The 23,194-nt window shown below is 61.7% G+C and carries 23 protein-coding genes and 2 pseudogenes; 12 read left to right on the forward strand and 13 right to left on the reverse strand.

Features of this window, described 5'->3' with window-relative positions; all coding sequences use genetic code 11:
* Positions 1–296: 296 nt before the first annotated feature.
* The 4 genes from FH061_RS12180 to FH061_RS12195 form a co-directional block, all read right to left on the reverse strand.
* Entirely contained in the window at positions 297–1,181 is an 885-nt protein-coding gene (locus FH061_RS12180) for a hypothetical protein (protein WP_151636102.1), read from the reverse strand.
* An 82-nt stretch (positions 1,182–1,263) separates the two neighbouring features.
* Positions 1,264–3,285: an ATP-binding response regulator gene (locus FH061_RS12185; protein ID WP_151636103.1), complete on the reverse strand. Its 2,022-nt coding sequence runs from the start codon at positions 3,283–3,285 to the stop codon at positions 1,264–1,266.
* A gap of 18 nt (positions 3,286–3,303) precedes the next feature.
* Entirely contained in the window at positions 3,304–4,467 is a 1,164-nt protein-coding gene (locus FH061_RS12190) for an acyl-CoA dehydrogenase family protein (RefSeq protein ID WP_151636104.1), read from the reverse strand.
* 291 nt (positions 4,468–4,758) lie between these two features.
* The gene (locus tag FH061_RS12195; protein WP_151636105.1) at positions 4,759–5,589 is read right to left on the reverse strand and encodes a Crp/Fnr family transcriptional regulator; all 831 of its coding nucleotides are present in this window, start codon (positions 5,587–5,589) and stop codon (positions 4,759–4,761) included.
* A gap of 382 nt (positions 5,590–5,971) precedes the next feature.
* Between FH061_RS12195 and FH061_RS12200 the strand changes: the two genes are divergently transcribed.
* Positions 5,972–6,388, forward strand: a complete 417-nt coding sequence (locus FH061_RS12200; RefSeq protein ID WP_151636106.1) for a GNAT family N-acetyltransferase — start codon at positions 5,972–5,974, stop codon at positions 6,386–6,388.
* 374 nt (positions 6,389–6,762) lie between these two features.
* Here the strand turns inward: FH061_RS12200 and FH061_RS12205 are convergent, their stop codons facing one another.
* Positions 6,763–7,149 (reverse strand): YkvA family protein, encoded by a 387-nt coding sequence (locus tag FH061_RS12205; RefSeq protein WP_151636107.1) that lies wholly within the window; start codon positions 7,147–7,149, stop codon positions 6,763–6,765.
* Between the two features lie 261 nt (positions 7,150–7,410).
* Here FH061_RS12205 and FH061_RS12210 point away from each other — a divergent pair, with 261 nt between their 5' ends.
* The 4 genes from FH061_RS12210 (at position 7,411) to FH061_RS12220 (ending at position 10,909) form a co-directional block, all read left to right on the forward strand.
* Entirely contained in the window at positions 7,411–7,827 is a 417-nt protein-coding gene (locus FH061_RS12210) for a VOC family protein (RefSeq protein ID WP_151636108.1), read from the forward strand.
* Between the two features lie 330 nt (positions 7,828–8,157).
* Positions 8,158–8,325, forward strand: coding sequence for a hypothetical protein (locus FH061_RS30430; RefSeq protein ID WP_192805035.1), 168 nt, complete (start codon positions 8,158–8,160; stop codon positions 8,323–8,325).
* A gap of 189 nt (positions 8,326–8,514) precedes the next feature.
* The gene (locus FH061_RS12215; RefSeq protein WP_151636109.1) at positions 8,515–8,841 is read left to right on the forward strand and encodes a hypothetical protein; all 327 of its coding nucleotides are present in this window, start codon (positions 8,515–8,517) and stop codon (positions 8,839–8,841) included.
* Positions 8,842–9,160: 319 nt separating this feature from the next.
* On the forward strand, positions 9,161–10,909 hold the full coding sequence (locus FH061_RS12220) for a histidine kinase famiy protein (RefSeq protein WP_151636110.1): 1,749 nt from the start codon (positions 9,161–9,163) through the stop codon (positions 10,907–10,909).
* A 238-nt stretch (positions 10,910–11,147) separates the two neighbouring features.
* On the opposite strand, the pseudogene FH061_RS12225 reads toward FH061_RS12220, so the two are convergent.
* A pseudogene (locus tag FH061_RS12225) lies at positions 11,148–11,552 on the reverse strand (helix-turn-helix domain-containing protein); the annotation flags it as partial.
* A gap of 84 nt (positions 11,553–11,636) precedes the next feature.
* On the opposite strand from FH061_RS12225, the gene FH061_RS12230 reads away from it, so the two are divergent.
* The 3 genes from FH061_RS12230 (at position 11,637) to FH061_RS12240 (ending at position 13,625) form a co-directional block, all read left to right on the forward strand.
* A complete protein-coding gene (locus FH061_RS12230) occupies positions 11,637–12,128 on the forward strand; it encodes a DUF2938 domain-containing protein (protein WP_151636112.1) in 492 nt (163 codons plus the stop codon).
* 58 nt (positions 12,129–12,186) lie between these two features.
* Complete coding sequence (locus FH061_RS12235; protein ID WP_225984630.1) at positions 12,187–12,411, forward strand: DUF2798 domain-containing protein; 225 nt, start codon at positions 12,187–12,189, stop codon at positions 12,409–12,411.
* Positions 12,412–12,998: 587 nt separating this feature from the next.
* Positions 12,999–13,625, forward strand: a complete 627-nt coding sequence (locus FH061_RS12240) for a superoxide dismutase family protein (protein ID WP_151636113.1) — start codon at positions 12,999–13,001, stop codon at positions 13,623–13,625.
* A gap of 98 nt (positions 13,626–13,723) precedes the next feature.
* On the opposite strand, the gene FH061_RS12245 is transcribed toward FH061_RS12240, so the two are convergent.
* Positions 13,724–14,365 carry a YitT family protein gene (locus tag FH061_RS12245; protein ID WP_151636114.1) on the reverse strand — a complete coding sequence of 214 codons (642 nt, stop codon included), beginning with the start codon at positions 14,363–14,365 and terminating at the stop codon, positions 13,724–13,726.
* Positions 14,366–14,401: 36 nt separating this feature from the next.
* Positions 14,402–14,827, reverse strand: coding sequence for a bacteriohemerythrin (locus FH061_RS12250; protein WP_192805036.1), 426 nt, complete (start codon positions 14,825–14,827; stop codon positions 14,402–14,404).
* 504 nt (positions 14,828–15,331) lie between these two features.
* Between FH061_RS12250 and FH061_RS12255 the strand changes: the two are divergent.
* Positions 15,332–15,520 (forward strand): annotated as a pseudogene (locus tag FH061_RS12255) (LysR family transcriptional regulator); the annotation flags it as partial.
* A 103-nt stretch (positions 15,521–15,623) separates the two neighbouring features.
* Here FH061_RS12255 and bluB read toward each other — a convergent pair.
* Together bluB and FH061_RS12265 are read right to left on the reverse strand one after the other, a co-directional pair.
* Positions 15,624–16,277, reverse strand: coding sequence for a 5,6-dimethylbenzimidazole synthase (gene bluB, locus FH061_RS12260; RefSeq protein WP_151636116.1), 654 nt, complete (start codon positions 16,275–16,277; stop codon positions 15,624–15,626).
* Between the two features lie 116 nt (positions 16,278–16,393).
* The gene (locus FH061_RS12265; protein ID WP_151636117.1) at positions 16,394–17,578 is read right to left on the reverse strand and encodes an NAD(P)/FAD-dependent oxidoreductase; all 1,185 of its coding nucleotides are present in this window, start codon (positions 17,576–17,578) and stop codon (positions 16,394–16,396) included.
* Between the two features lie 167 nt (positions 17,579–17,745).
* Here FH061_RS12265 and FH061_RS12270 point away from each other — a divergent pair, with 167 nt between their 5' ends.
* A complete protein-coding gene (locus tag FH061_RS12270) occupies positions 17,746–18,396 on the forward strand; it encodes a GntR family transcriptional regulator (RefSeq protein ID WP_151636118.1) in 651 nt (216 codons plus the stop codon).
* A 24-nt stretch (positions 18,397–18,420) separates the two neighbouring features.
* Here the strand turns inward: FH061_RS12270 and FH061_RS12275 are convergent, their stop codons facing one another.
* Complete coding sequence (locus FH061_RS12275; protein WP_151636119.1) at positions 18,421–18,984, reverse strand: flavin reductase family protein; 564 nt, start codon at positions 18,982–18,984, stop codon at positions 18,421–18,423.
* 279 nt (positions 18,985–19,263) lie between these two features.
* Here FH061_RS12275 and FH061_RS12280 point away from each other — a divergent pair, with 279 nt between their 5' ends.
* A complete protein-coding gene (locus tag FH061_RS12280) occupies positions 19,264–19,674 on the forward strand; it encodes a hypothetical protein (RefSeq protein ID WP_151636120.1) in 411 nt (136 codons plus the stop codon).
* Positions 19,675–19,859: 185 nt separating this feature from the next.
* Here the strand turns inward: FH061_RS12280 and FH061_RS12285 are convergent, their stop codons facing one another.
* Positions 19,860–20,612 carry a hypothetical protein gene (locus FH061_RS12285; protein ID WP_151636121.1) on the reverse strand — a complete coding sequence of 251 codons (753 nt, stop codon included), beginning with the start codon at positions 20,610–20,612 and terminating at the stop codon, positions 19,860–19,862.
* A gap of 180 nt (positions 20,613–20,792) precedes the next feature.
* The gene (locus tag FH061_RS12290; RefSeq protein WP_151636122.1) at positions 20,793–21,497 is read right to left on the reverse strand and encodes a glutathione S-transferase N-terminal domain-containing protein; all 705 of its coding nucleotides are present in this window, start codon (positions 21,495–21,497) and stop codon (positions 20,793–20,795) included.
* A gap of 500 nt (positions 21,498–21,997) precedes the next feature.
* Between FH061_RS12290 and FH061_RS12295 the strand changes: the two genes are divergently transcribed.
* Positions 21,998–23,152, forward strand: a complete 1,155-nt coding sequence (locus tag FH061_RS12295) for a mechanosensitive ion channel family protein (protein ID WP_151636123.1) — start codon at positions 21,998–22,000, stop codon at positions 23,150–23,152.
* Positions 23,153–23,194 lie beyond the last annotated feature (42 nt).

Genomic DNA, 23,194 nt, shown 5'->3' on the forward strand with positions numbered 1-23,194 from the left:
TGTTGATCAAATGGTGGACGAGAATCATGCCGATACTGCGTCAAAAAAGCACAGCAAGGCCCCGGCCTTGCTGTGCTTTTTTCCTTGTCTCGACATGATTTCGCCACATTTGCCGTCAACAAATTTCCAACTCACACCACTAGAGCGTTTTCGGCTTGACCGGCCTGGTCAAGGTCGGGGCCGAGACAGATTGCCGCTGGAACGAGGCGTGACAACGCGACATGGCAAGGAGTCACAACGCAGCGCCAGCGGCAATCTGTCCCAGCCTCGACCATACCGGTCAGGGTGAAACTGCTCTAGGATCTCTTCGGCTTTGCGCCGGGTTTTTTGCCGGCGCCATCGGCGTCCGGCGCAATTCCTGTCGTATCCTGGGGGCCTGGCGGCGGAGTGAGCGCTTCCGGATTGGCATTGGGCTGGGCAGGAGGCGTGGCGCTGGAAGATTCCTTGCCCGGACCGGTCCGCATTCCCCGTGCAGCATTTCGCAGATCGGCATGGGTACGCAGGTTCAGGGGACCGCCCGTTCCTGCGCCTGGCGCCCGCGGCGTATCGGCAGGAGCGCCGGAACGCACGGCGGGACCGGTATCCTTCGGCCGCCCGCTCAAGAGCGCATGGATCTGCGGTGGAAGCGGTCCACGCGCCCGAAGTGCGGAAAGGTCCGCTACCGGAAAGCCGAACTGGGCCGTCTGCGACTGGACAGCTGGCTTGTCCGGATTGCCGGAAATCAGATCGAGCTGGCATTTCGCCAATCTGTTCTTTGCATTGATGTCCAGGATAACCCGTTTCGTCACTCCATTTTCTGCGGGCATGAAGGTGTAGGTCAGCGTACGGGCGCCGTCCGGCCTCGGAGGGTGGGAATCGCCCTGCTGGGCATAGGACTCGGTAGCCTGGATCTTGACTGCCATCCTGATTTCGGCGAGCAATCTTGCCACCTTGTGTTCATTCAACCCATCCTTCCCTATTGCTTTCACCGGCGCATGCAACGCCGACCATGCGAAGGTATGGGGATTGGGCGCTGTCGGCTGTCCCGCATTGGCAACCGGGGGCAGCTTGCGCAGGGTCCATGTGCCATCGCCAAGGTCAGGCGCGTTGGAGACTTGGCGGCTAGATGACGGAGCGACGGAGTCGGATTCACCGACGCGGGGCGGGGGCAAACCTGAGCGGGGCGGAATGCGGAAAGTCATGGTGCTTTGTCATCTCGAGATGGAATGGACTATGTGGCGCCATGATGCCGGATGGTTCCATTCCTAGCAAACGCTTCTTTCATCAGGCGCGCCGCCCTGTCCCTGCCGGCACGACATTGGCGGCGGCGGCGAGCAGTTCCGATGCCTGGAACGGCTTGCCGATATGGTGCTGGTAGCCGGCGGCCCGGGCTTTCAGCTGGTTCGCATGGCCGGCAAACGCGGTCAGCGCGATGGCCGGGAGATCCTGGTATTTCGGGAACTGGCGACGGATGGTCTGCAGCATTTCGTAGCCGTCGATGCCGGGCATGCCGATATCGCTGATGAGCAGGTCGGGATCGAATCCGGCAATGAGTTCCAGGGCTTCGGCGCCGGAACCGGCCGTCAAGGCCCGCGCCCCGTTTTCCTCGAGAAGGATGGCGAGCATGTTCCTGGCATCGGCTTCGTCGTCGACCACCAGCACGCGCACGCCGTTGAGCGAAGGCGCCTGGCCGACGGCGGACAAGTCCGGCTCCTGGATGGCGGTCTCTCCGGCGCCCCAGAGCGGCAGCGTCACCGCAAATGCCGCGCCGAGTCCCGGCCCCGGACTGGTGGCGGACACCGATCCCTTGTGCATTTCCACCAGCTGCTTGACGATGGCAAGCCCAAGCCCCAATCCGCCCTTGCGGCGGGTAATGGAGGAGTCCGCCTGCCGGAAGCGGTCGAAGATATGCGGCAGGAATGCCTGGTCGAGACCCTCGCCGGTGTCGGCCACCACCAGTTGCAGGCAGGGTCCGGCGTCTTTCAGCGAGACGGCGATCGAACCCGCTTCCGGCGTGAACTTGATGGCGTTCGACAGCAGGTTCGAGATGACTTGCTGCAGCCGGTCGGGATCGCCATTGACGATATCGCTGTCGGCTTCGATGGCATGCGTCAGCGTCAGCCGTTTCCGCTCCGCCTGCGGCCGCAGCGCGGTGACGGTGTTTTCCACCAGGGCCCCGAGCCGGACGGGTTTCAGATCCAGCACAAGCTTGCCGGAGATGACGCTGGAGATATCCAGCAAGTCTTCGATCAGCTTGGCCTGATGCAATGCGTTGCGCTCGATGGTGGCCAGTCCGCCGCGCAGCCGTTCCTCCGGGACCCTGGTCGACTGCAGCAATTGGGCCCAGCCGAGAATGGAATTGAGCGGCGTGCGCAGTTCATGCGACAGCGTGGCGAGGAAATCATCCTTCATCCGGCCAAGCTGTTCCGCCTGCGCCCGCGCCTGCCTTTCGAGTTCAAGCTGGCGCTTTCTCTCGGTGACGTCGCGCATCATCATGGAGACGCCGATGAACCCGCCTTTGTCATCCCTGACCGCCGAAAAGATGACTTCCATGGCAAACGAAGCATCGCCTTGCGCAAAGGAGAGTTCCGCCGTCATGGCCTGGGGCGAGGTCGCGACCCGCGCGAGATAATCCCGCACCGCCTGCGACCATAAGGGCGTATCGCTTACCAGACGGCCGATCGCGGCTTCGGCCGGCATGCCGAACTTGCGCACCGCTCCCGCGCTCCAGTAGACCACCCGCTGCGCGGTATCGAGCGAGACGATCACGTCCTGCGCCTGCATGAGCAGGTTAGCCAGATAATGGTCGGACAGCACCATGCGCCGGTAGTCGGCGCTGTCCACGGCCTTCGGCGCGCTGATCTGGACATTGGCGCGGTCGAGCGTGGTGCGCAGGCGCATGCGCGTTTGCGCGGTCCGCAATGCTTCCGCCAGCTGGCGGGAAAACGTCTCGGCGTCCAGTGTCGCGAGCGACCAGTGGCTGCCGATCATCGGTGCCCGGCTGAGTTCGCGGCGCAGCGCCTCGATGCGAGCCGCCTGGGGCGAAAAAATCAGGTGGCCCTTGTTCCAGTAGGTGCGCAATTGCCGCGCAACGGCCAGCGGATTGGGAATCGTCGGACCGAAAAACACCACCAGCGGCTCCTCGCCGGCGGCCGCCGCCTTCTTCATGAAGCCCGCAAGGCCGGACACCGCGACCCGCGATGCGGCAACGCCGAGCGAGCGCACCTGTTTTTCCAGCAGCCGGGCTTCCTCCTCGCCGCTGGCGACCGGCTCGTCGGCCTCGATGATCAGCACGCGCGAATTCAAGTCAGGGCCTCATGACATTCACAGCAGCGGAAGGCCCAGCAATGCCCTGCCGGTCCATACCTTGAGCATGTCCGTCGTGGGAGACATCACATGGCTGGCGCGCGCGTCGCGCAACAGGCGGGCCACATGGCTGTTTTCGCGATACGCGGCGCCTCCGCAGATCGTCATCGCCTCGTTGGCCAGATAGACAGCGGTATCGCCGGCTTCCGCCTTGCAGGCGAGAATGAAGGGCAGGGCATCCGGATCGCCCAGGTCGCCGCGCCGCCCCGCGTCGTAAATGAGCGCCCTCGTCTTTTCCACCGCCATCCACATGCTCGCGTAGCGCGCCTGCAGGATCTCGACATCGCGCAGCGACTCGCCGGAATGCGCATACCGGCGCGAGCGCAGGTGTTCTCCCGCCGCGTCGAGGGCCGCCTGGGCAATGCCCAGATAGGTGCCGGCCATGGCCATCAGAAAATAAGGGGCGACAACTTCAAACACATACCATACCTGGTCGCCCTGCTCGCCCAGCAGGTTGTGCCGGGGCACCCTGGCCCCGTCGAACTGCACGCCCCTGGCCGAATTGCCGCGCATGCCAAACCCGCTCCATGCTTCCAGCCAAGTCATGTCTTCGGTATCGCGGTCAACGATGAGGCAGCTGAAGTCGCCAGACTCGGCGGCATCGCCGGGTATGGTGGTGGAAACAACATAGGAATCCGCATGGCCGCCGTTGGTCACGAAACGCTTGGTTCCGTTGACTCTGAAATGCTCGCCGTCTACCGCCAGCGCCGTCTGCGGCAGGTAGAAATGCGCGCCGTTTCCGCTTTCCGACAAGGCCAGCGTCGTGACGTGCCGCCCCTGGGCGATGGGGCGCAGGTAATGCTCCTGCTGGTATTTGGTGGCCTTGGCGGCGATGACAGCGGTGCCGACGCAATGCATGCCGAAGCACAGGGCGGAGGAGGGGCAGGCGCGGCCGATCACTTCCGCCACCGCGCTGAGCGCAAGCAGGCCCTGGCCGTGGCCGCCAAGCGCCTTCGGCACCTGCAGGCCAAGCAAACCGGCTTTGGCAAGCGCATCCAGCGCATGCCCTGGCCACAGGCACTCCAGGTCGACCCGCTCGGCCAGCGGAGCAATCTCCTGCTCGGCAATCCGTTCTGCGGTGTCTCTGATGAGGTGAAGGGCTTCGGAAAACGCGGTCGTCATGCTTGTCTGAAATTCTGTTCACGCGCCCATGCCGTTGAAACACGTCGGGCAGCCAGGTGCTGTTCTTCAGCTTGAAACAGCCGAGGCGCCAGGAGCCTCGTCCATGTCGGACGGCAGGCGCATGGAGACACTTGCGGCACCTTGCAGGGGCAGCGGACAGGATGTCGAGGGTTCACGCATATCGGCAGGCAGGGACCTGTTCCTGTCCCATATGGCTGGCACCGGAGGCGGTTCACGCCCCCGGGAAGAAAATCATGCAAACTGGAAACAGAACGCTTGCAGTCGGCCGGATCAGGCGGCGGCTTCGAGCACGACGCCGTCTACGGCTTTCGGAACAGCCTGCTTGTTGCGCGAAGGCGGCAGGCGGCGAAGAGTGCGCAAGGATTTCATGTCACGAATCTCGATGCTGCGCTGTTCGACAGTGATCAGGCCGGCCGCATGGAATGCCGAAAGCGTGCGGCTCACGGTTTCGAGGGTCAGTCCGAGGTAGCTGCCGATTTCCTGGCGCGTCATGCGCAGGTTGAACTGCGTGCCGGAATATCCCATCGCCGAGAAGCGATCGGACATCGACGCCAGAAAGCGGGCCACGCGCGCTTCGGCACTGAGGGCGCCGATGGCGGAAATCATGCCCTGCTCGCGAATGAGTTCGCGGCTCATGACGCCGAAGAATGCCGCCTCGACTTCCGGATTGGCGCGGCCAAGGCTGGAAAGCACCTTGAACGGAATCAGAATGACTTCACACGTGGTGAGTGCGACCGTTTCGGTGTTGTAGTGCTTGCCGTGGATGCCGTCGATGCCGATCAGATCCCCTTTCATCGGAAACGCGAGCACCTGCTCGTTGCCGCTTTCATCGATCATCACCGACTTCAGGAAGCCGGAGTTGACGACGAACAGCATGTCGAACGGCTGGCCGATGGTATGCAGGCGCTGGCCGGCCTTGAACTGCATGTGCTGGAACTGCAGTTCGTCGCTGCCGGCCCTTTCGTGAATGCCGAGCAGTGCGCAGACATCCTGCAGGCTGGACCACAATTTGGCCTGACGCTGCCAGCTGCTGCCTGCAGCGCCGGATTGTGCCGTGACGGAAGAAGCAGCGGAGATAGTCGGGTTTTCAGCGATCAACATAGGTAAGCCTTTACTTGAAGTGTGCGTTGCATGCCGAACTGCAGTGTTCGAATCTGTACGGATTATGAGCAATAACTTGCAATCGGAAAATCAGATAACGGATGAAAACACTTGTAGGCGGTCAAGTGCCAAGTTAGGAAAACCCCTACTGCCCCGTGCTTGAGATTGATGCAGACAGGCAATGAAACGCGATGTCCCGCGATTCTTGCGTTGCCGATGGAACTATGGAACACGGGTTGCCACACATCCATTACCTGCACCACCTTCGTCACCACTACGCGATTTTGCCAATGCCGAGACACCACGTCACCGCGATGCAGGAAAGCGCATCGTTGAAGAGAACACCACGGACACCGGATTTGATGCCGGCAGGGAGCACACGATGAATCAGTTGATCAATGAACGCCCACGTTTCGAAACCGACCGCTTCACCGTGGTGCTGCTGTCTCCCACGGAAGCGCGAAAGCTGGCGGAATTCCTGCTTCAGGATGAGCGGCTCGGCGCACGCGTTCCCTGGCTGACCGACAAAAGCCAGGACGGTGCGCTGCGCGAAGCCTATGGCATCGGCCTGCAGGCGGCCGCCGGGGTCATCAGGGTATGGGGCATCATCATGAGAGAACGGCAACTGCAGATCGGCGCCATGATTGTCAAGAATTCGCTGGACGGAATCGATGTGGATGCGCTGGTCGCGCCTCAATACTGGGATCAGGATGTGATTGAGGAGGCGGCCGAGCCGCTGATGGAATGGCTGGAAGACAACGTGGACCTCTACCACACCATTCCCGCCGTCCTGCATTGATCCGGGGTCACCCGGCGCCCGGCACATTACCGGAAATGCCGGCGACGCCTCATGCCCGAAATCACTCTGGCTGCGTCCCGAGCTCATCCCTCATTCACTCATGACCGCCTTGCCGCTCCCCTGCCCGGCCACATGAACCGATGGTTGCTCCGGGACAAGCCGGCATCTGAAGCGGACTGCGCGGAGTGCGGCAAGCGCATTCAAAAAAGAAGGCCCGCGTGCCAGTCGGGACGCGGGCCAAGAACGGGGCTTTTCCTAGGAGAGTTACTACGCTTTCAGGTTAGCCTCTGATACGCATGGCGACTTAGCCTTCCTCAAGACTGAAACAGACACTTACATGCCTTACATTTTTTCAGCCGTGCAACAGCCAACTGCTACCGATACCAGAACCAAGCCAGCGCCCCAAGCGCTCCCAGCCAGAGCATGACGATGCCGACAGCGCCGGCGAGGCTGGTCGGTCTGGACTTTTCCCTTTCCATCCAGGCTTCGGCCTGCGTCCGGCATTCCTGAACGACATGCGGCGGAATGAGCCGCACCGCCAGCCAGATCAGCGAAGGCAGCAGCAGCACATCATCGATATAGCCCAGCACCGGCACGAAGTCAGGGATCAGGTCAATCGGGCTCAGGGCATAGGCCACCGTAAAGACGCACAGCGCCTTGGCAAGAAAGGGCGTATCCGGGTGACGGCGGGCGAACCACAGCATGAGCGCATCGCGCTTGATGCGACGCGCCCAGTTCCTGACCGACTCCGTAACCGACATGCAGCCCCTCCTTTGTTGAGGTGGCAAAGCATACGTGATTCGGTGCGAGCTTGCCATGCGGGGCATGCCCGCCTTTGACGCGGGCCTCCAAATTTCTACGACGATCAAAATTCCCTCCTTGTCGGCGCATCGCCGCTGCTGCCCGCTACAGTCGACAGAACAAGCTGCGGACACTAATGTCTATTTATGCTCATGGTTGATGGCCGGCACATCGGCGAGCGACAAGATCGCTGCTTGCGTCTGCCTCCGGAGTGATTGCTGATGGATTACCTTGTGAACATCGACGTCGATGACCTGGAAAAGGCCATTGCCTTCTATGGCGCCGCCTTCGGCTTGCGTGCCGGACGCCGCCTCGGCGCTGATGCAGTGGAAATGCTCGGCGGCCCGGCACTCATCTATCTGCTCAGGAAGGAAGCCGGTACGCAAGCCTCCGCGGCGACATCGCAATCGCGCTGCTATGCACGCCACTGGACACCGCTTCATCTGGATTTCGTGGTGGAAGAGATCGAAGGCGCCGTACAGACTGCGGTTCAGGCAGGTGCGCTGCTTGAAGCGCCCATCACAACTCACTCATGGGGCAAGCTGGCGCCGATGGCGGACCCATTCGGCCACGGCTATTGTTTCGTGCAGTTTCTCGGAAGCGGGTATGCCCAAATCACCGGAAACGATACACAATGATTGCGCCACGGATGCCGGCACGCCATGCGCATGCATGCGCGGCGGGTGTGAAGGTGCGCATCACTCGCCAGCGCATGGTCGGAAGCATCGCCCGACACAGTGATGCGGACATAGCAGCCGGAGTAACGCCCGGCCATCCCGTGGCCCGGCCGTTCGCGGCCCGGCCGGCCATCCGTTCTCGGCATCCCCTGCTGATCCGAAGCAAGGCCGCGCCGCTTTTTTGTTTTTGGATAAATCGGCAAGACGCCATTAGCCCTAATCTGTAAGGCTTCCGTTACGCTTGTGCATTCTCACTCAATCGCCATGACTAAGCTACCCACAGGATTCACCATGCACCTCGAACGTTCCATTCCCCTGCATCTGCTTACCGAGCTTCTTGAAAGATGGAAATCATCGATCCATGTCGAGGACATTGGCGGCGAGAACGAACGGGAATCGGTACGCGCCTTCACCTTGCAGAAATGCATTGAAGAACTGGAGTCGGCGATCAAGCGATAAGGCAGTGACGACAAGACATAAAAAAGCCCGCAGCCTGTTATGGGCAGCGGGCGAATCCAACAGGAGTTGGAGGAGACAAGAAGGAGATTAGGACAGGGGTGGAAATTTCAAGCCCCTTTTTTATCGCTGATCCAATTTTTCTGCAGAACTTCCATGCCACATGACCATCATTTGATGGTGGAGGCTGTTATGAACGCCAATGGAACGATGTACCGGGGCCGGGATTTGCTGGTCTTGAAGAAAACCCTATGCGAGGAAATTGCCAGAGTCAACGAAGTCTTGTTGCGCTTGCAATACCGGTGCCAGCATCTGGTTGCGCCCGACCTTTCGAAAGACGAGCTTCTGGAAATCTTTCGCGAGGAACATGCCCGCCTGCTGAGGCAATTGCAGGCGATCGATGCCAGCCTGCTCAAGGCGACAGACACTACCGCTCCAACCCTGGTGGAAGAGCACCGGCAGATGGAGCGCTGGCGAAATACGCTGGAGACCATTCCGCCGACTGCCATGAGACATTGAAGAATGCGCAGCGGAGCGGATGTCCGCGCCGCGGCTGCGCAGAGGCGGTGGCATGGCATGACGCGGGATTGAGGCAAAGCCATTTGAACAGAAACCGGCTGCCGATTCATGCATGCACACTTCTGCTGCCATTCATCCGGCCGGGCTGACCGGCAATGCTCCCGAAGCGTAAGGCGGGATGCGCTCATGCAGGGAGACATGCCATAAAGCTATAATTGCCGACTTCATTTTGCGTCGTTACGCTACCAGGCGTGCTCTGCCGATTACAGATCGGTATTCATCGCCTTTGCCGCATCGACACTGAACAAGGGCAAGCACGATGGCAACAGGCAGTACCCCGGGCGAACGCGCGAGCAAGACGCTCGACACGAATGAAAGCGCGGAAGCGGCAGGCGTGCCGGCGGCAGGACAGCTGGAAGGCAGCGACTACAATCCGCTCGGCAATCCCGGCATGAAACACTGGCAGGCCGCCTATGTCGCGCGGCCCGGTCTGGAAGAACGAGGCAACATCTTTTTTGCCGCGGTCGAGATGACCCGCATGCCGATGCTGGTGACCGATCCCAATCAGGAAGACAATCCCGTCGTCTTCATCAACCGTGCCTTCCTGGACCTGACCGGATACACGGAAGAGCAGGTGCTGGGCCGCAATTGCCGCTTCCTGCAAGGCCCGGAGACCAACCGCGACACGGTCGCCGAAATCCGCAACGCGTTGCAGGAACAGCGCGCGGTGGCGGTCGACATCCTGAACTACAAGGCCGACGGCACGCCGTTCTGGAATGCACTCTTCGTCGGCCCGATCTTCGATGCCAACGGCAAGCTGCTGTACTACTTCGCGTCGCAACTCGACATCACGCGCCGCCGCATTTCCGAGCAGTCCTATCTGCAGGCGCAGAAGATGGAGGCGATCGGGCAGCTTACCGCCGGCCTGGCGCACGACTTCAACAACCTGCTGCAGGTCATCAGCGGCAATCTCGAAATCGCGGTCGACGTCCTTGAGCCCGGCGGTGCCGCGCATGAAGCGGTGGAACGCGCGCAAATGGCCGCCGGCAAGGCCAGCAAGCTGACCCAGCAGCTTCTTACCTTCGCCAGGAGACAGCGCCTCGAACCGAAGCGCGTCAACCTCAACTCGCTGGTGGTCGAGTTCAGCGACATGCTGGTCAGGACACTGGGAGAAAAAGTCGACCTGCATCTCGATCTCAAGCCCGGCCTTCCGTCCTGCACGCTGGATGCGACGCACATGGAAATGGCGCTGCTGAATGTGCTGATCAATTCCCGCGATGCGATGCCCGGCGGCGGCAGGGTTACCGTCGCCACCTCCGTCATGCATGACAAGGAAAAGGTCGCAAGGCATAGCCTCGACCCCGGCGTCTATGTCGTCATCTGCGTGATTGACGAGGGAGAGGGCATGACGGCGGAAGTGGTTCAGCGCGCCACGGAACCGTTCTTCACCACCAAGGGCCCCGGCACCGGACTCGGACTGGCGATGGTGCATGGCTTCGTGCAGCAGTCGCACGGAAGGCTGGAAATTGAAAGCACGCCCGGTGAAGGCACGACCATCCGGATGATTTTTCCTGTCGCCGACCGCACGGCATTCGAACTGGCGGCGACCCGCAGCAAGCCCTTGGCGAACGGGCCCAACTGGAGCCCCTCCGCCATCATCGGCCGGCAGACGATCATGGTGGTGGACGACAGCCAGGATGTGCGCGAGCTTGCCGAAGCCTTCCTGCGCTCCCTGGGCTACCGGGTGCTTGCGGCGCAAAGCGGGGAAGAAGCACTGGAGATGCTGGAGCGCTACGGCAGCATCGATCTGCTGTTCACCGACATCATCATGCCCGGCGGCATGAATGGCCTGCAGCTGATGAAGCGCATGCGCGAACGCCAGCCCGATCTGCCGGTTCTGCTGGCAACCGGTTACATGGAAGACCTGCCGCGCCACAATGCCGAGTCGCCCGGGCTCAACATTCTCGCCAAGCCCTACCGGCAGGCCGACCTGGCCGAACGGGTGCGGGCCGCGATACAGAAGACCGCGTCGTTGACGCCGCCGGGCAGCTTCCGGCATGAGGGATGATACCCATCTCCATCCTCACAGTCTCTGCAAGAAACTGTGAGGATGGAGATGCGGGCTGGAGCGGTGTTGACGGCAAATGCAGGGACATCATGCCGGGACAAGGAAAGAGTCACGGCCATCGTCTCGCAAGCAAATTGTCTTAACTTGCAGCGCTAGAGCGTTTTCCCGCACCCGCCTTGTTGGCCCCGTCTGCCGCACCGATGGCGGTCTTTTTTGTCAGGCGCTTAGCCGGCGACGTCTTCCGGCCCTGTCCGCCGATGGCTCCGGACGCGGCGATCCCCAGTAGCCTGCGAAATGTCGGGCATTCCATGTGACTCGGCGCGGAGCAGGCTGCCGCATGCCGCAATCCATCGCGCATGGCGCTCAACTTGCGGATCGTCCTCTCAAGTTCATCCGCCTTGCTGGTCAACAACTGCCGGTCGATCCGCGGATTGCCATCGGGTGCGAACATGTGCCCGATCTCGTCGAGCGAAAATCCGGCGGAACGTCCGAGCGCGATCAAGGCCAGTCGATCCAGCACATCGGCACCAAACAGGCGGCGCAGGCCGCGCCTGCCGACCGAGACGAGCAAACCCTTTTCCTCATAGAAGCGCAGCGTCGAGGCCGGAACGCCGGACCGCCGTGCCACCTCGGTAATATCCATATCACCCCCTTGACTTCAAGTTGACTTGAAGTTGTACGCTACCTCCACTGCCGAATAAATGCAAATCGCACATTGGAGGGAAACATGGATTATCTGACATCCGCCGTGATCATCGGCGCAGGCGCAACGGCCGTCATGGACGTGTGGGCGATCATCCGACAAAGGCTGCTCGGCCTTGCGCCGCCGAACTATGGCCTCGTGGGACGCTGGATCGGGCATATGCCGCAAGGACGGTTTCGCCATGCATCCATCGCGGCGGCGCCGTCGGTTCCCGGCGAGCGGCTGATCGGGTGGATAGCCCACTATCTGATTGGAATTGCGTTCGCATGCGCGCTGCTCGGCATCTGGGGGCTCGCATGGGTCCGGCAGCCAAGCATCGGTCCGGCACTCATCGTCGGCATCGCCACGGTGGCCGCGCCTTTCCTGCTGATGCAGCCCGGCATGGGCGCCGGCATTGCCGCCTCGCGGACGCCGCGCCCCGGCGCTGCCCGTTTGCAGAGCCTGGTCACCCATGCGGTTTTCGGCCTCGGCCTTTATGCGGGAGGCTGGATCGCCCGCCTGCTTCACTCGGCCTGAGCGCAGGCCGGATCACATCCATCAACCAGTTTTTTTACCTCGTTCACAGGAGAATCACATGCGTATTCCCGCGCGTTTCGCACCCATCCTTTTCAGCGCCTTGCTCTCGGCCATCATGGTCTGCATCGTATCCGGCTTTGTGCTCACGACCTCGCAGGGGCTCCATCCCGGCCTGGCGGCGCAATGGTGGAAAAGCTGCCTCACGACATGGCCGGTCGCCTTTCCGACAGTGGCGATCGTGGCTCCATGGGTGCGGCGGATTGTCGGCCGCATCACCGCATGAAGTCGGGCGGCGGCAGGCATGACCGGGTCCATCGTTGCCTGTCATCGAACGCCTCTCGCCAGACCCGTTGGGCGGCGTCCAACATCCGCTTGCATGGACTCCTCGACCGGCGTTCATGCTTTGGGCGTTCCTCGACCATAAGCGACCGTAAACGACCGTAAGCCACTGAAGCAGCGGCACCATTCCGTTGATTCGGCCCGAAACATGGTTCCTTTTTCGGGCCGCTGATCTCACCCTCTACCTCTAGAGCGGATCGCAGGTGAATGGTCGGTCGCCTCGGCTTGCCCTGGGCGCATGGCCGCGTTGTCCGTCGCTGGTGTGGCCCGCCACACGGCGCTCCTTGCGCCTTGCCCTGCATCCCGGGGCAAACCGATTCTTCCATACACCCACCTGCAATCCGCTCTAGGAGAGGGCCGGGGTGAGGGGATTGGGCCCAACCTATTTTCAAGCCGGATCCACAGCTTATCCATCCGGTGGCACGGCCCTTGCAGACCTCACTGCCAAGCAAGGATGTTGTCATGATGTTCTTGCGGCGTATTTGCAATGCTCCTGCAAATACGATCATCCAACCAATCAGGAGAAAGCAAATGGATACGACTGTCGCCAAGGATCTTGCTGCCGCCGGCAAGTTGAATGCAGGAAGTGATGCAGAGGACCGGCATGCGCGAACGGGAAGACAATGGATGCCGGCACTGGTGACACTGGTGGCGCTGGCAGTAATCTGCACTCCCGCCGGCGCCTCCGATACCGGCGCCGAAGCAAGGATTTTTGACAGGTCCGGCAATCAGGTCGGCAAGCTCACGCTGTCTCAGCAGGAAAACGGCGGCGTGTCCGTCCAGGTTCGCGTCAATGACCTTCCGCCGGGCTTCCATGGATTCCATGTGCATGCCGTCGGCGAATGCACTCCGCCCTTCACATCGGCCGGCGGCCATTTCGACAAGGACAAGCATGCGCATGGAAACCACAGCGGCGACCTGCCCGTACTGCAGGTGAAGGCCGACGGCAGCGCGAAGGCAACGGTCAATACCGACCGCTTCAGCGTCGCCGATCTGTTCGACGGCGATGGCAGCGCGATCATCATCCATGCCAACCCGGACAACTACGCGAACATACCCACCCGGTATGCCGCCGCGCCGGACGCCGCGACACTGGCGACGGGCGATGCGGGCGACAGGATCGCATGCGGAGTGCTGGAGAAAGCAGCGAAGAAATAGGCGTGGCCGCCGGTGCTTTCCGGCCTTCAGCCCTCAGCCTTGGAACGGAAGCCGCCCGGGCCGCTGATCGCGCAATGCGGCCCGCTGTTCAGCACTGTTCAGCACTGTTCCGCACTCCTGCCGGTGTAGCGGCCGGCACGGTGGTTGCTGGCAAGCGTCAGGTTGAGAATGACGGTGGCGATCAGCGAGATGAGTGCGGTGTAGAAACTGGTCGTCATCGCGAACAGCAGCAGCACCAGGCAATCCAGCGCCAGCTGTGTCAGGCCGGCACGCAGTCCGAAGGCTTCCTGGAGATACAGGCAAAGAATATTGAAGCCGCCGAGGCTTGCATTGTGGCGGAACAGGATCAGCAAGCCTACGCCGGCGAGCAGGCCGCCCGATATCGCCGCAAACATGACATCGATTTTCTCGAGACGCAGCAGGAAGGGAATGGCTTCGCACAAAGCGGACAGCAGGAGTACCGAGCCGAGTGTCTTGACCGTAAATCCCCAGCCCTTCTTTCTTACTGCAAGAACGTAGAAGGGAAGATTGATTGCCGCGAAAAACACACCGAAGCTGATGCCGGTCAGCTGTTGAAGAAAAAGCGCGACGCCGACGATACCGCCGGTCACCAGGCCGGCCTTGCTCAGCACCGTCACGCCGATGGCGGCCAGCAAGGTGCCGGTGCCTATCGCCTGCAGGTCTTCGATGATGGTATGCGTGCCGGCGCGGTCGATCCGGCTTGCGTGGTGAAGTGGCATGGCGGTATCTTCGAGCGGTCTCTTCTTCCTCGGGCATCAGGCGGTGATGCAATCCGTTCCCTGCGCTTCGGCAAGCTGCAGGACCGATGCAAGCATCCTGTCCATGGTGGTGATGTGGGAATCGAGCCAGTGGGAAAACAGGCCGGCGATTTCCCGTCCCTCCGCGACCGCACCCTCTTTTACACGCATGCAGGCATGCCCCAGCGCGTTCAGCGCCTGGACATGCTGATCGCGGTGGCATGCGATTCCCGGAAAGGCGATCTCTTCCATCGCCTGTTCTTCCTCCATGAAATGCGCATGCACTTCCCTGATCAGGGCGTCGAACGCCGCGGCGAATTCCTCGTCGGCCACCGATGAAAGACGGTCAAGCTTTTCATGCAGCGCCTGGTGGGAGTCATCCATGAAAGCGATGCCCAATGCGAGCGGATCCGAGGAAGACTCGGGAGACGGAGTAAGACACATACGTGTTTCCTTGCTGTGGCAAATGGCGGCAAACGGCGGCGGATGTCTGCATCGGCCATGCCGCAACAGGAACCGGCTCAATGCAGGAGTGATATGGTGATCCGGCGATTGCCGATGATGCGAGGCGGTGCGCCCGCCCCGCATGGGAGACGGGTCAGGCCTCATCACCAACGAATCACCAGGCAGCGATGGTAGAAGCAGCGAACGGAAATTTGATTGATCCAGGTCAATTTATTCCAAGCGGACCGACGCCGAGCAACCGGACTTCATGTTGACCGCATCAGTCCAGCGGCCTGCCGCCCTGGGCGGATGGCAACCATGCGAGCACGCCGGCGCCCGCCGCGTGGACGGCCCCTGCGAGGTAACCGGGAAACTGCTGCGACCCCTGCCGGCGATGCCGGTGAAACGGCCTTGCCATGGGCCGGACGGCGCGGCGGCTGGGGAGCCTGAACATGCTGCTGGCCCGTGCTGTCGATGCCGGCGGCCGTCGCGATGTGCCGGTCCATTGCGCTGGCGCGCAGCGTCATGGCCCATGATGATCTGGCTTCAGGCAGGCTGGTGCGGCTCTTCCCGGAAATCAGCTTCGCTTCGCCATTGGCTTACTACGTGGTGTACCGGCTCGAGTGCGCCAGCCTGCCAAGAGTGGCGGCTTTCCGTGAATGGCTGTTCTTGGAACTGGGACTGGGCCGATAGCATCGATCAGGATGCCGCTTCCCACGTTGCGCTCGTCGTCCATCGGCTCGCCATGGACGCCTGATCTGCCGCGTCGGTCTTGCCAGGCGAGACATCCATCGTCTTATTCGTCATGCTGCGCCGGCCAGCGATCCTCGAAGACCAGTTCATCAAGCCGGCGCGGCTGCGCCCATCCCTCAAGCTCCAGCATGGGTTTCGGGTAGAAGTGTTCGACATGCCCGAGACAGAGGATGGCCACCGGCTTGCCGCCCGGCGGAATGGCGAGCAGTTGAGCCAGGCGGTCCGGGTCGAACAGCGAGACCCAGCCCATGCCGATGCCTTCCGCGCGCGACGCCAGCCAGATGTTCTGGATCGCGCAGGCCACCGAGGCCAGGTCCATTTCCGGCAGCGTCCTGCGGCCGAAGATATGCGGCTCGCGCCGGTCCATCAGCGCAACCACCAGCACTTCTCCGCACTCGCGGATGCCTTCCACCTTGAGCCGCATGAATTCATTGCCGCGTTCGCCGAGCGCTTCGGCGGTGCGCTGCCGCTCGTCGTCGACCATGCGATGAATTGCTTCGCGCAGTTCGCCGCTGCGGATGCGGATGAATCGCCACGGCTGCATCATGCCGACGCTGGGCGCATGATGGGCAGCCGTCAGCAGGCGCGCCAGGAGCGCCTCGTCGACCGGGCCCGGAATGAAATGGCGGACATTGCGGCGCTGCGCGATGGCCTTGTAGACGGCGTTGATGTCTTCAGTGCTGAATGGTTCGGACATGTTGTTGTGTTCGCGACTGCGTGCTTGCGTGGATGGTGGCTGGCCCTGCTACAGGGTTACTGGGTTACTGGGTTACTGGGTTACTGAAGCTTGCCATTGATCGGGGGTTCTGCGGCTCAGAGAATGCCTCTCTCCGCATAAGGCTCGTTGCTCAGCACCCGGCCGTAGCCCAGCCTGCTCAGGTCTATCGTTTCAAATCTGCGATGCAGGATCAGTTCCGCGATCGCGCGGCCGACCGCCGGCGCATGCATCATGCCGTGACCGGAAAAGCCGGAGGCGACATAGAAGTTGTCATGATGCCCGGTCCAGGGGCCGATGATCGGATTGCCGTCGAGTTCGCACTGCTCATACAGGCCGGACCAGGTGCGATGGCATTTGGTGCCTTCGAAGGCGCCCGGGAAGCGATGGGCCAGCGCCGGCCACACCGCGCGCTCGAAATAATCGTGGTCGACGTCGAAGTTGAAGCCGCGAGGCTCATGCGAATTGACCAGGCCGCCGGAGTAGCCGTTGCCTTCGGGGCGGAACGCCAGCCGCTGCAGGTCCTTCACATACGGCAGCGGTTCTATCCTGTTCTGCCCGGTGAAGTAGTGCTCAAAGCGGCGCAGCGGGCTGACCGGCAATGCCATGCCCGCCATGGCGCTGACCTGCGCCGACCAGGCGCCGGCGGCATTGACGAAGGAGTCGGCCTTCACTTTATCGCCGGTATTGAGCACCGCATCCGTGATGCGGCCGCCGGAATTGATGAAATCGACCACTTTCGCCTGCACATATTCAACCCCGAGGGAACGGGCCTTGCGCCGCATGCCTTGCAGAAAGCTGTTCGGATCGCACCAGCCGTCGCCGGGAGAATAGGCGGCGCCGTCGATGTCGTCGACGCGCATGGAAGGAAACAGCTTGCGCACGCCTTCGCGGTCGAGCAGGCGGATGTCGGCGCCGAACGAGCGCTGCACTTCGGCGTTGTCTTCGAGCACGCGCAGCGCGGATGCTCCTTGCACGATGAACAGGTAACCCTGCTCTTTCCAATCGACAGGCGCCGGCGCGCCATCGACGCTCATCAGTTCGGGGAAACGCTTGATGAAGTCGATGCTGTAATGCGACATCGCAACGTTTTCCGGGCAGGAAAACAGACGCCGGGCACCGCCGGACGCGCGCGGCGTGGACGCGAACTCATAGGTCGGATCGGGTTCGATGACGGCAATCGCCATGCCCCGCCCCTGTTGCATGAGGGCACAGGCTATTGCCGTTCCGATAATACCTCCGCCCGCGATCAGGACGTCATAGTTGCCGCGCAGTGTAGTCATGTGTTTTCCGTCGCCAATAATGCATGCAATCCGGTATGAAGGTCGATGCCTGCAGCTTGTCGCCGTATCCGAATCCAGGTCGCGAAAGTATAATGCCTTGCTCATGACTTCATGGCAGTCCGCCATCCCGGCGCTGCTGCCATGGCACCAGGCGAGGCCGACACCCGATGGCTCAAGTGACTTCAGACCAGATTGTTGCGACGCTGCGCAAGCGGATCTTCGACGGCGACCTCGGCGGCGGCATGCCGCTGGATCAGGAAAAGCTTGCACATGAGTTCGGCGTCGGCGGCCTGCCGGTCAATGAAGCGTTGAAACGCCTGGAAGGCGAAGGCCTGGTGCGGCAGGATCCGCAAAAGGGCGCGGTCGTGCTGATGCATACCATCGATGATGTCATCGAGATGCTCGACATCCGCATCGGCCTGGAAACACGCGCATTGAAACTCGCCATCCCCAACCTGCGCCATTCGCACATCGCCGAAGCGGAAGCCATCCTTGCGACTTACGACGAGGCCAACAGCCCCAGTTCCTGGGCCTACCTGAATCTCAAGTTCCATCTCGCGCTGTACCGCCCCGCCAACCGGCCGCGTCTGCTGAAGATGATCGAGGATCTCGCACTCGGCACGCAGCGTTACATCCGTATCCATATTTCCGACATGCTGGGCCGCGACAAGCCGCAGGAGGATCATTATGAAATCCTGCATGCGGCGCGCATCGGCGACGTGGACGCCGCGGTGCGTCTGCTGGAGGAACACATCACGCAGACGCAGCAGGCGCTTGTCGCCTCCCGCAAGGCTGCGGACGCGCGGCCTGCAAATTGATCAAAAGAGGAAGGCAGGGCCGGCTTACTTGCCCGCTTCGAATGCTTCGCCCGTCTCGAAGAAATTGCCGCCTGCTATGTAGTGAATGCTGCGCGGGGCGTCTTCCTCAAATACCCAGTGGCCGTTCCTGAAAGCGCGCTCGTCCGCCCAGGCGGCAACCACCTCGGCGAGAAAGAGGTCGTAGGTGTGCTGTATGTGCGGCTCGGAAATCACGCGGCATTCCAGCCAGCCCAGGCATCCTTCCAGCAGCGGCGCCTTCACTTTTTCTCCGGCGAAAACGGCAATCCCCTGCGCATCGAATTTCTCCGATTCGCGGCCGGATACCGAGCCCACCGCAAGCGTAAGCCCGGCCATCTCCCGCGAAGGAACGTTGAGCACGAATTCGCCCGAACCTTCGACCAGCTGCCGCGTCAGGGTATTGCGGTCGATGACGACGGCCACCTTGGGCGGAGAAAAATCGAGCGGCATCGACCATGCCGCCGCCATCACGTTACGCCGGCCATCGTGTTCACTGCTGACCAGCACGGTGGGGCCATGATTGAGCAGGCGGTAGCATTTGGCAAGATCGACGGGAAGACGCGGTTTCATGATGTTGGCAAATCCTTGATAGGGATGTGGCGGGATGGATATTATGAACAATCAACAGGAATGAGGCAGGGGATGGACTTTTGGCGCGGGCGGGGTAAGATTTCTTCCTGGAGACCAAGCCGGCAAAACCTGTCGCTCATTGCTGGTGAGGCCTGGGAATGAGGAGAACGGAAAGACCTTCCGCGGTCTTGGCAACTCCCCTCGCCCCACCTCTTCACCCGCCTGCGGGTGAGGAGCATCATTCCACGTGTCGACCACCTTAGGTTTTAATGTACATCCATGTCATCGACGCTTCCCGCGCTGCCCTTCCCGATCCGCACTGAATGCCCTCCGGGCGCATGCAGCTGCGAGCGGGAGATTCTGCTGAGCGATCCCAATGCCGACCTGCGCGTGCTGCGCCTCACCAGGGAAGAGGAAAAGCGGCTGGTGGCGCGCATCGAAAACATTTCCAGCTATGCCGATCTGCGGCATATCGAGAAGCGCATGGCGGAGCAGCTGGGCATCGTGCTGCAGATTGCGCCCGGCGCGCGCGAGGTGCGCACGGTGCGCGGACTCAGCATCCAGCTTTCCGAGCAGCGCGGCCTGTGCCGCAAGATCCGCCAGTCGATACCCGCCGCCGTACGCAGGTGCCTGGAAAAAAATCCCGATATCGTGTTTGCGATCCTCAACGAGCATGACTTGCTGGGGTAATGGCGCGAGCGGTTCACAGTCGCGTCGAGAAGCGCACGCGTACGTACAGTGACGATCCCGTTCGACATAGGACGACATCGGATTGATATAAGGCAGGCCGAGACGGCTGTACACGCATTCCGGTCCGCTTCGGGCTTAAGCGTATCCGCTTCCCGGGTGCTGCCACTTCTTCAATGCAGTTACTGTTACTCGTTGCCGGGCTCCGATCCCGAACCCGGCTGTACCGGCTTGCGCGTCCGTTCAAAGAAGGGGGTGCGGATATCGAAGTCGTCCTTCAGCCGCGCCACCCGCAAGGCATCGTTCTCGTAACGCCTGGCGTAGAGAAGCAGCAGCGAGCCGATCTTTTCGAAATGGCCGACATCTTCCAGGAACAGCACCATGGGAATCTGCAGGCCGGACTCGTCCCGGACGAAAGGACGACCGCAGCGATACAGGCCCATGCGTTCGTAGTACGCCGCCAGGATGGGATTGCAATGCGTGATGCCGATCAGGCGTCCATGATCGCGGGTGAAGCAGTACATGCGGCACAGCATGCGCGCAACACGACGCGACCATTGGGCGTCGGCGGCCAGCGTCAGCCCATCGAGATAGGCGACCGGCATCGACAGGCGGTCGATCACCTTGCCGAGTCCCAGCCTTTCGGCGCTCTCGCGGCTTGGAAGATCGAGCCACAGGCTGGCGCAGCCAGCCACCTGCCCGGGCGCATCGACGGCATAGAAACTCCATGGCGAGCCGGGTTCGGTCGGCCACAGCATGCGCTGCAGATGATCGGCGCCGGGCGGCGAACGTTGTCCGCGCTCGACATGGACCTGGTAGCGGAAACGCGCCACCGCCTCCAGTTCTTCCCGGGTAGTGGCAATGCGCACTTCCGCACCGCCATGGTACTCGCCGACGGCGGATTGCTCTGTCAGGGCCTCCGCGAATTCAGGCAGATTCACGGGAAACTTGCTGCTGTACTGCCTGTTTGCATTTCGGTACATGGGAGGCCTGACGGGGACGGGGAAGGAGAATGAGGACGGCGATGAGAGCCATATCAGACTTCGGGAAGTGCCGGAAGTTTTCCCCGCTTTAACCGGCATCAAACGTAGCCCCTTCCTTCTCCGCCGGCGCCGTGCCGCTTAGCTGCGCTTGGGAATCTCCAGCCCTCTTGCCACCGCCGGACGCGCCACGAATGCAGCCAGCACGCGCTTGACATTCGGAAAATCATTGATGCCGACCAAATCGCCGGCATCGTAGAAACCGATCAGGTTGCGCACCCATGGAAAGGTGGCGATATCGGCGATGGTGTAGGCGTCGCCCATCAGCCATTGGCGACCGGCAAGCCGGGTTTCGAGCACGCCGAGCAGGCGTTTCGATTCGGCGACATAACGGTCGCGCGGACGCTTGTCTTCATAGTCGCGTCCGGCGAACTTGTGGAAGAAGCCAAGCTGCCCGAACATCGGGCCGATGCCGCCCATCTGGAACATCAGCCACTGGATGGTTTCGTAGCGCCCCGCGGCATCCTGGGGAATGAACTGGCCGGTCTTGTCGGCGAGATAGAGCAGGATGGCGCCCGACTCGAACAGCGGCAGCGGCTTGCCGCCGGGGCCATCGGGATCAAGGATGGCCGGAATCTTGTTGTTGGGATTGAGGGAAAGAAATTCCGGCGAGGTCTGGTCATTGCTTTCGAAGCGCACCAGATGCACCTCATACGGCAAGCCCGTTTCTTCCAGCATGATCGATACCTTGACGCCGTTGGGCGTCGGCAATGAATACAGCTGCAGCCGCTCGGGATGCTGGGCTGGCCATTTTCGGGTAATGGGAAAGGCGGACAGGTCGGTCATTGCATTCCTTGTTCAAGTGGTTGATCGGTTAATCGTGGCATATCAAGCGGTGCGGCTGCGGGACAGTGGAACAGTGGAACAGTGGGCGCAATGCCGCGCATGCGCTCCTTTCGTCGGCCTGGTTAACCATCGCGACTGCGCGACGGCCGACGCAGGCAAGGTGAACAATATAACCACTTCCGCCGCTTCATGCCTGCCGCTCTTCCAAGCCGGCATCGCTCGTTCCATCCACAACCCCGATCCGCTGATGATCCCGGGCATGCAGACCCGCACCGGTTTGCCCGGAGTCTGCTTCAGATCAACAAAAGCATCTTCCGTGCATGCCCCGCTGTCTACCACGGCGGCCTGTTTTCACAGGTGCAACTTCTTTTCCCGGGATCGGACCGCGTTCCCCGGCAGTACGGCACGAGCCTGCATACCCTTTCGCGGAGGCTACGAAACGCGCGCCTTTTCCATGCCGCGCAAGCAAGCTCATGCAATCACCATAAGGAATCCGGCACATGATGGTGCTTTCGATGTTCGACCGTTTCTCGGCAGCCACCCACTGGCTGCTTGCCAGCGGCATCTTCATCCTGACACTGACGGCGCTGCTGCTGGTCAAGGCGCTGGCCGCACGGCAGCTCGACCGCCTGCGCACACTGCATGACTTCGGCTTTCTTGTTTACCTGCGCGAACTGGTGCGCTCGACCCGCATCTCCTCGCTGATCGCGCTGGCCGTCCTGGCGGGGCTGACGCAGCTGGCCTTGCCTGAGAGGAGCGAGAAATGGCTGCAGTACGGCTTCGTGATCATCTTCGTGCTGCAGGCGGCGCTGTGGGGCAACCGCGCGCTGTCGGTCTGGCTCGAGCGCGACTTCCAGCATCACCGGGCAAGCAATCCATCCGGCGTGACCCATCTGCTGGTGGTGGGGCTGATCCTGCGCATCCTGCTGTGGGTGGTGGCGCTGCTGATGGTGCTCGACAATCTCGGCTTCAACATCACGACACTGGTGGCCAGCCTTGGCATCGGCGGCGTTGCCGTGGCGCTGGCGGTGCAGAACATTCTCGGCGACCTGTTCTCGTCGGTCTCGATTGCGCTCGACAAGCCTTTTGTGATCGGCGACTTCATCGTGGTCGGCAATTTCATGGGCACGGTCGAGTATGTGGGGCTGAAGACGACGCGGCTGCGCAGCCTCGGCGGCGAGCAGATCATCATCTCCAACTCCGAACTGCTCAAGGAACGCATCCGCAATTACAAGCGCATGGAGGAAAGGCGCGTCGCCTTCCAGTTCGGCGTCGCTTACGAGACTTCGGTGGAGGATGTCGAGCGCCTGCCGGGCCTCGTCCGCGAAATCGTGCTGGCGTCGAGCGATATCGTGCGCTTCGACCGCGCGCATTTCATTGCCTATGGCGAAAGCGCGCTGCAGTTCGAGGTGGTGTATTTCATGCTGACCGACGATTTCAACAAATACATGGACGTGCAGCAAGCCATCAATCTCGGCATCCTGCGCGAGCTGCGCCGGCGCGGCATTGTCTTCGCCCGGCCCACGCGCGTCGTGCATGTGGCCGAGCGGGCCGGGCTCGGCGAGGCTTACGGCGATGCGGCCAACATCGCGCCAAGACGTGCCGGCCCGGCACACGCCGTCTCCAGCATGCCGTCGCCGGGCCACCGGCAATGAACAATAAGCAATAAGCAACAGGCAGCAGCCGCTTTCCGGCAC

The sequence above is a fragment of the Noviherbaspirillum aerium genome (assembly GCF_008929045.1).
In the GTDB taxonomy this organism is placed as follows: domain Bacteria; phylum Pseudomonadota; class Gammaproteobacteria; order Burkholderiales; family Burkholderiaceae_D; genus Noviherbaspirillum; species Noviherbaspirillum aerium.

Excerpts from the sequence above, each read along its gene's own strand:
- bluB (WP_151636116.1), bottom strand. The coding sequence starts at position 16,277 with ATGTCCGAACCATTCAGCACTGAAGACATCAACGCCGTCTACAAGGCC.
- FH061_RS12215 (WP_151636109.1), top strand. The coding sequence starts at position 8,515 with ATGAACGCCAATGGAACGATGTACCGGGGCCGGGATTTGCTGGTCTTG.
- FH061_RS12200 (WP_151636106.1), top strand. The coding sequence starts at position 5,972 with ATGAATCAGTTGATCAATGAACGCCCACGTTTCGAAACCGACCGCTTC.
- FH061_RS30430 (WP_192805035.1), top strand. The coding sequence starts at position 8,158 with ATGCACCTCGAACGTTCCATTCCCCTGCATCTGCTTACCGAGCTTCTT.
- FH061_RS12210 (WP_151636108.1), top strand. The coding sequence starts at position 7,411 with ATGGATTACCTTGTGAACATCGACGTCGATGACCTGGAAAAGGCCATT.
- FH061_RS12290 (WP_151636122.1), bottom strand. The coding sequence starts at position 21,497 with ATGACCGACCTGTCCGCCTTTCCCATTACCCGAAAATGGCCAGCCCAG.
- FH061_RS12190 (WP_151636104.1), bottom strand. The coding sequence starts at position 4,467 with ATGACGACCGCGTTTTCCGAAGCCCTTCACCTCATCAGAGACACCGCA.
- FH061_RS12250 (WP_192805036.1), bottom strand. The coding sequence starts at position 14,827 with ATGTGTCTTACTCCGTCTCCCGAGTCTTCCTCGGATCCGCTCGCATTG.
- FH061_RS12205 (WP_151636107.1), bottom strand. The coding sequence starts at position 7,149 with ATGTCGGTTACGGAGTCGGTCAGGAACTGGGCGCGTCGCATCAAGCGC.
- FH061_RS12265 (WP_151636117.1), bottom strand. The coding sequence starts at position 17,578 with ATGACTACACTGCGCGGCAACTATGACGTCCTGATCGCGGGCGGAGGT.
- FH061_RS12220 (WP_151636110.1), top strand. The coding sequence starts at position 9,161 with ATGGCAACAGGCAGTACCCCGGGCGAACGCGCGAGCAAGACGCTCGAC.
- FH061_RS12180 (WP_151636102.1), bottom strand. The coding sequence starts at position 1,181 with ATGACTTTCCGCATTCCGCCCCGCTCAGGTTTGCCCCCGCCCCGCGTC.
- FH061_RS12275 (WP_151636119.1), bottom strand. The coding sequence starts at position 18,984 with ATGAAACCGCGTCTTCCCGTCGATCTTGCCAAATGCTACCGCCTGCTC.
- FH061_RS12230 (WP_151636112.1), top strand. The coding sequence starts at position 11,637 with ATGGATTATCTGACATCCGCCGTGATCATCGGCGCAGGCGCAACGGCC.
- FH061_RS12240 (WP_151636113.1), top strand. The coding sequence starts at position 12,999 with ATGGATACGACTGTCGCCAAGGATCTTGCTGCCGCCGGCAAGTTGAAT.
- FH061_RS12245 (WP_151636114.1), bottom strand. The coding sequence starts at position 14,365 with ATGCCACTTCACCACGCAAGCCGGATCGACCGCGCCGGCACGCATACC.
- FH061_RS12235 (WP_225984630.1), top strand. The coding sequence starts at position 12,187 with ATGCGTATTCCCGCGCGTTTCGCACCCATCCTTTTCAGCGCCTTGCTC.
- FH061_RS12295 (WP_151636123.1), top strand. The coding sequence starts at position 21,998 with ATGATGGTGCTTTCGATGTTCGACCGTTTCTCGGCAGCCACCCACTGG.
- FH061_RS12270 (WP_151636118.1), top strand. The coding sequence starts at position 17,746 with ATGGCTCAAGTGACTTCAGACCAGATTGTTGCGACGCTGCGCAAGCGG.
- FH061_RS12280 (WP_151636120.1), top strand. The coding sequence starts at position 19,264 with ATGTCATCGACGCTTCCCGCGCTGCCCTTCCCGATCCGCACTGAATGC.
- FH061_RS12195 (WP_151636105.1), bottom strand. The coding sequence starts at position 5,589 with ATGTTGATCGCTGAAAACCCGACTATCTCCGCTGCTTCTTCCGTCACG.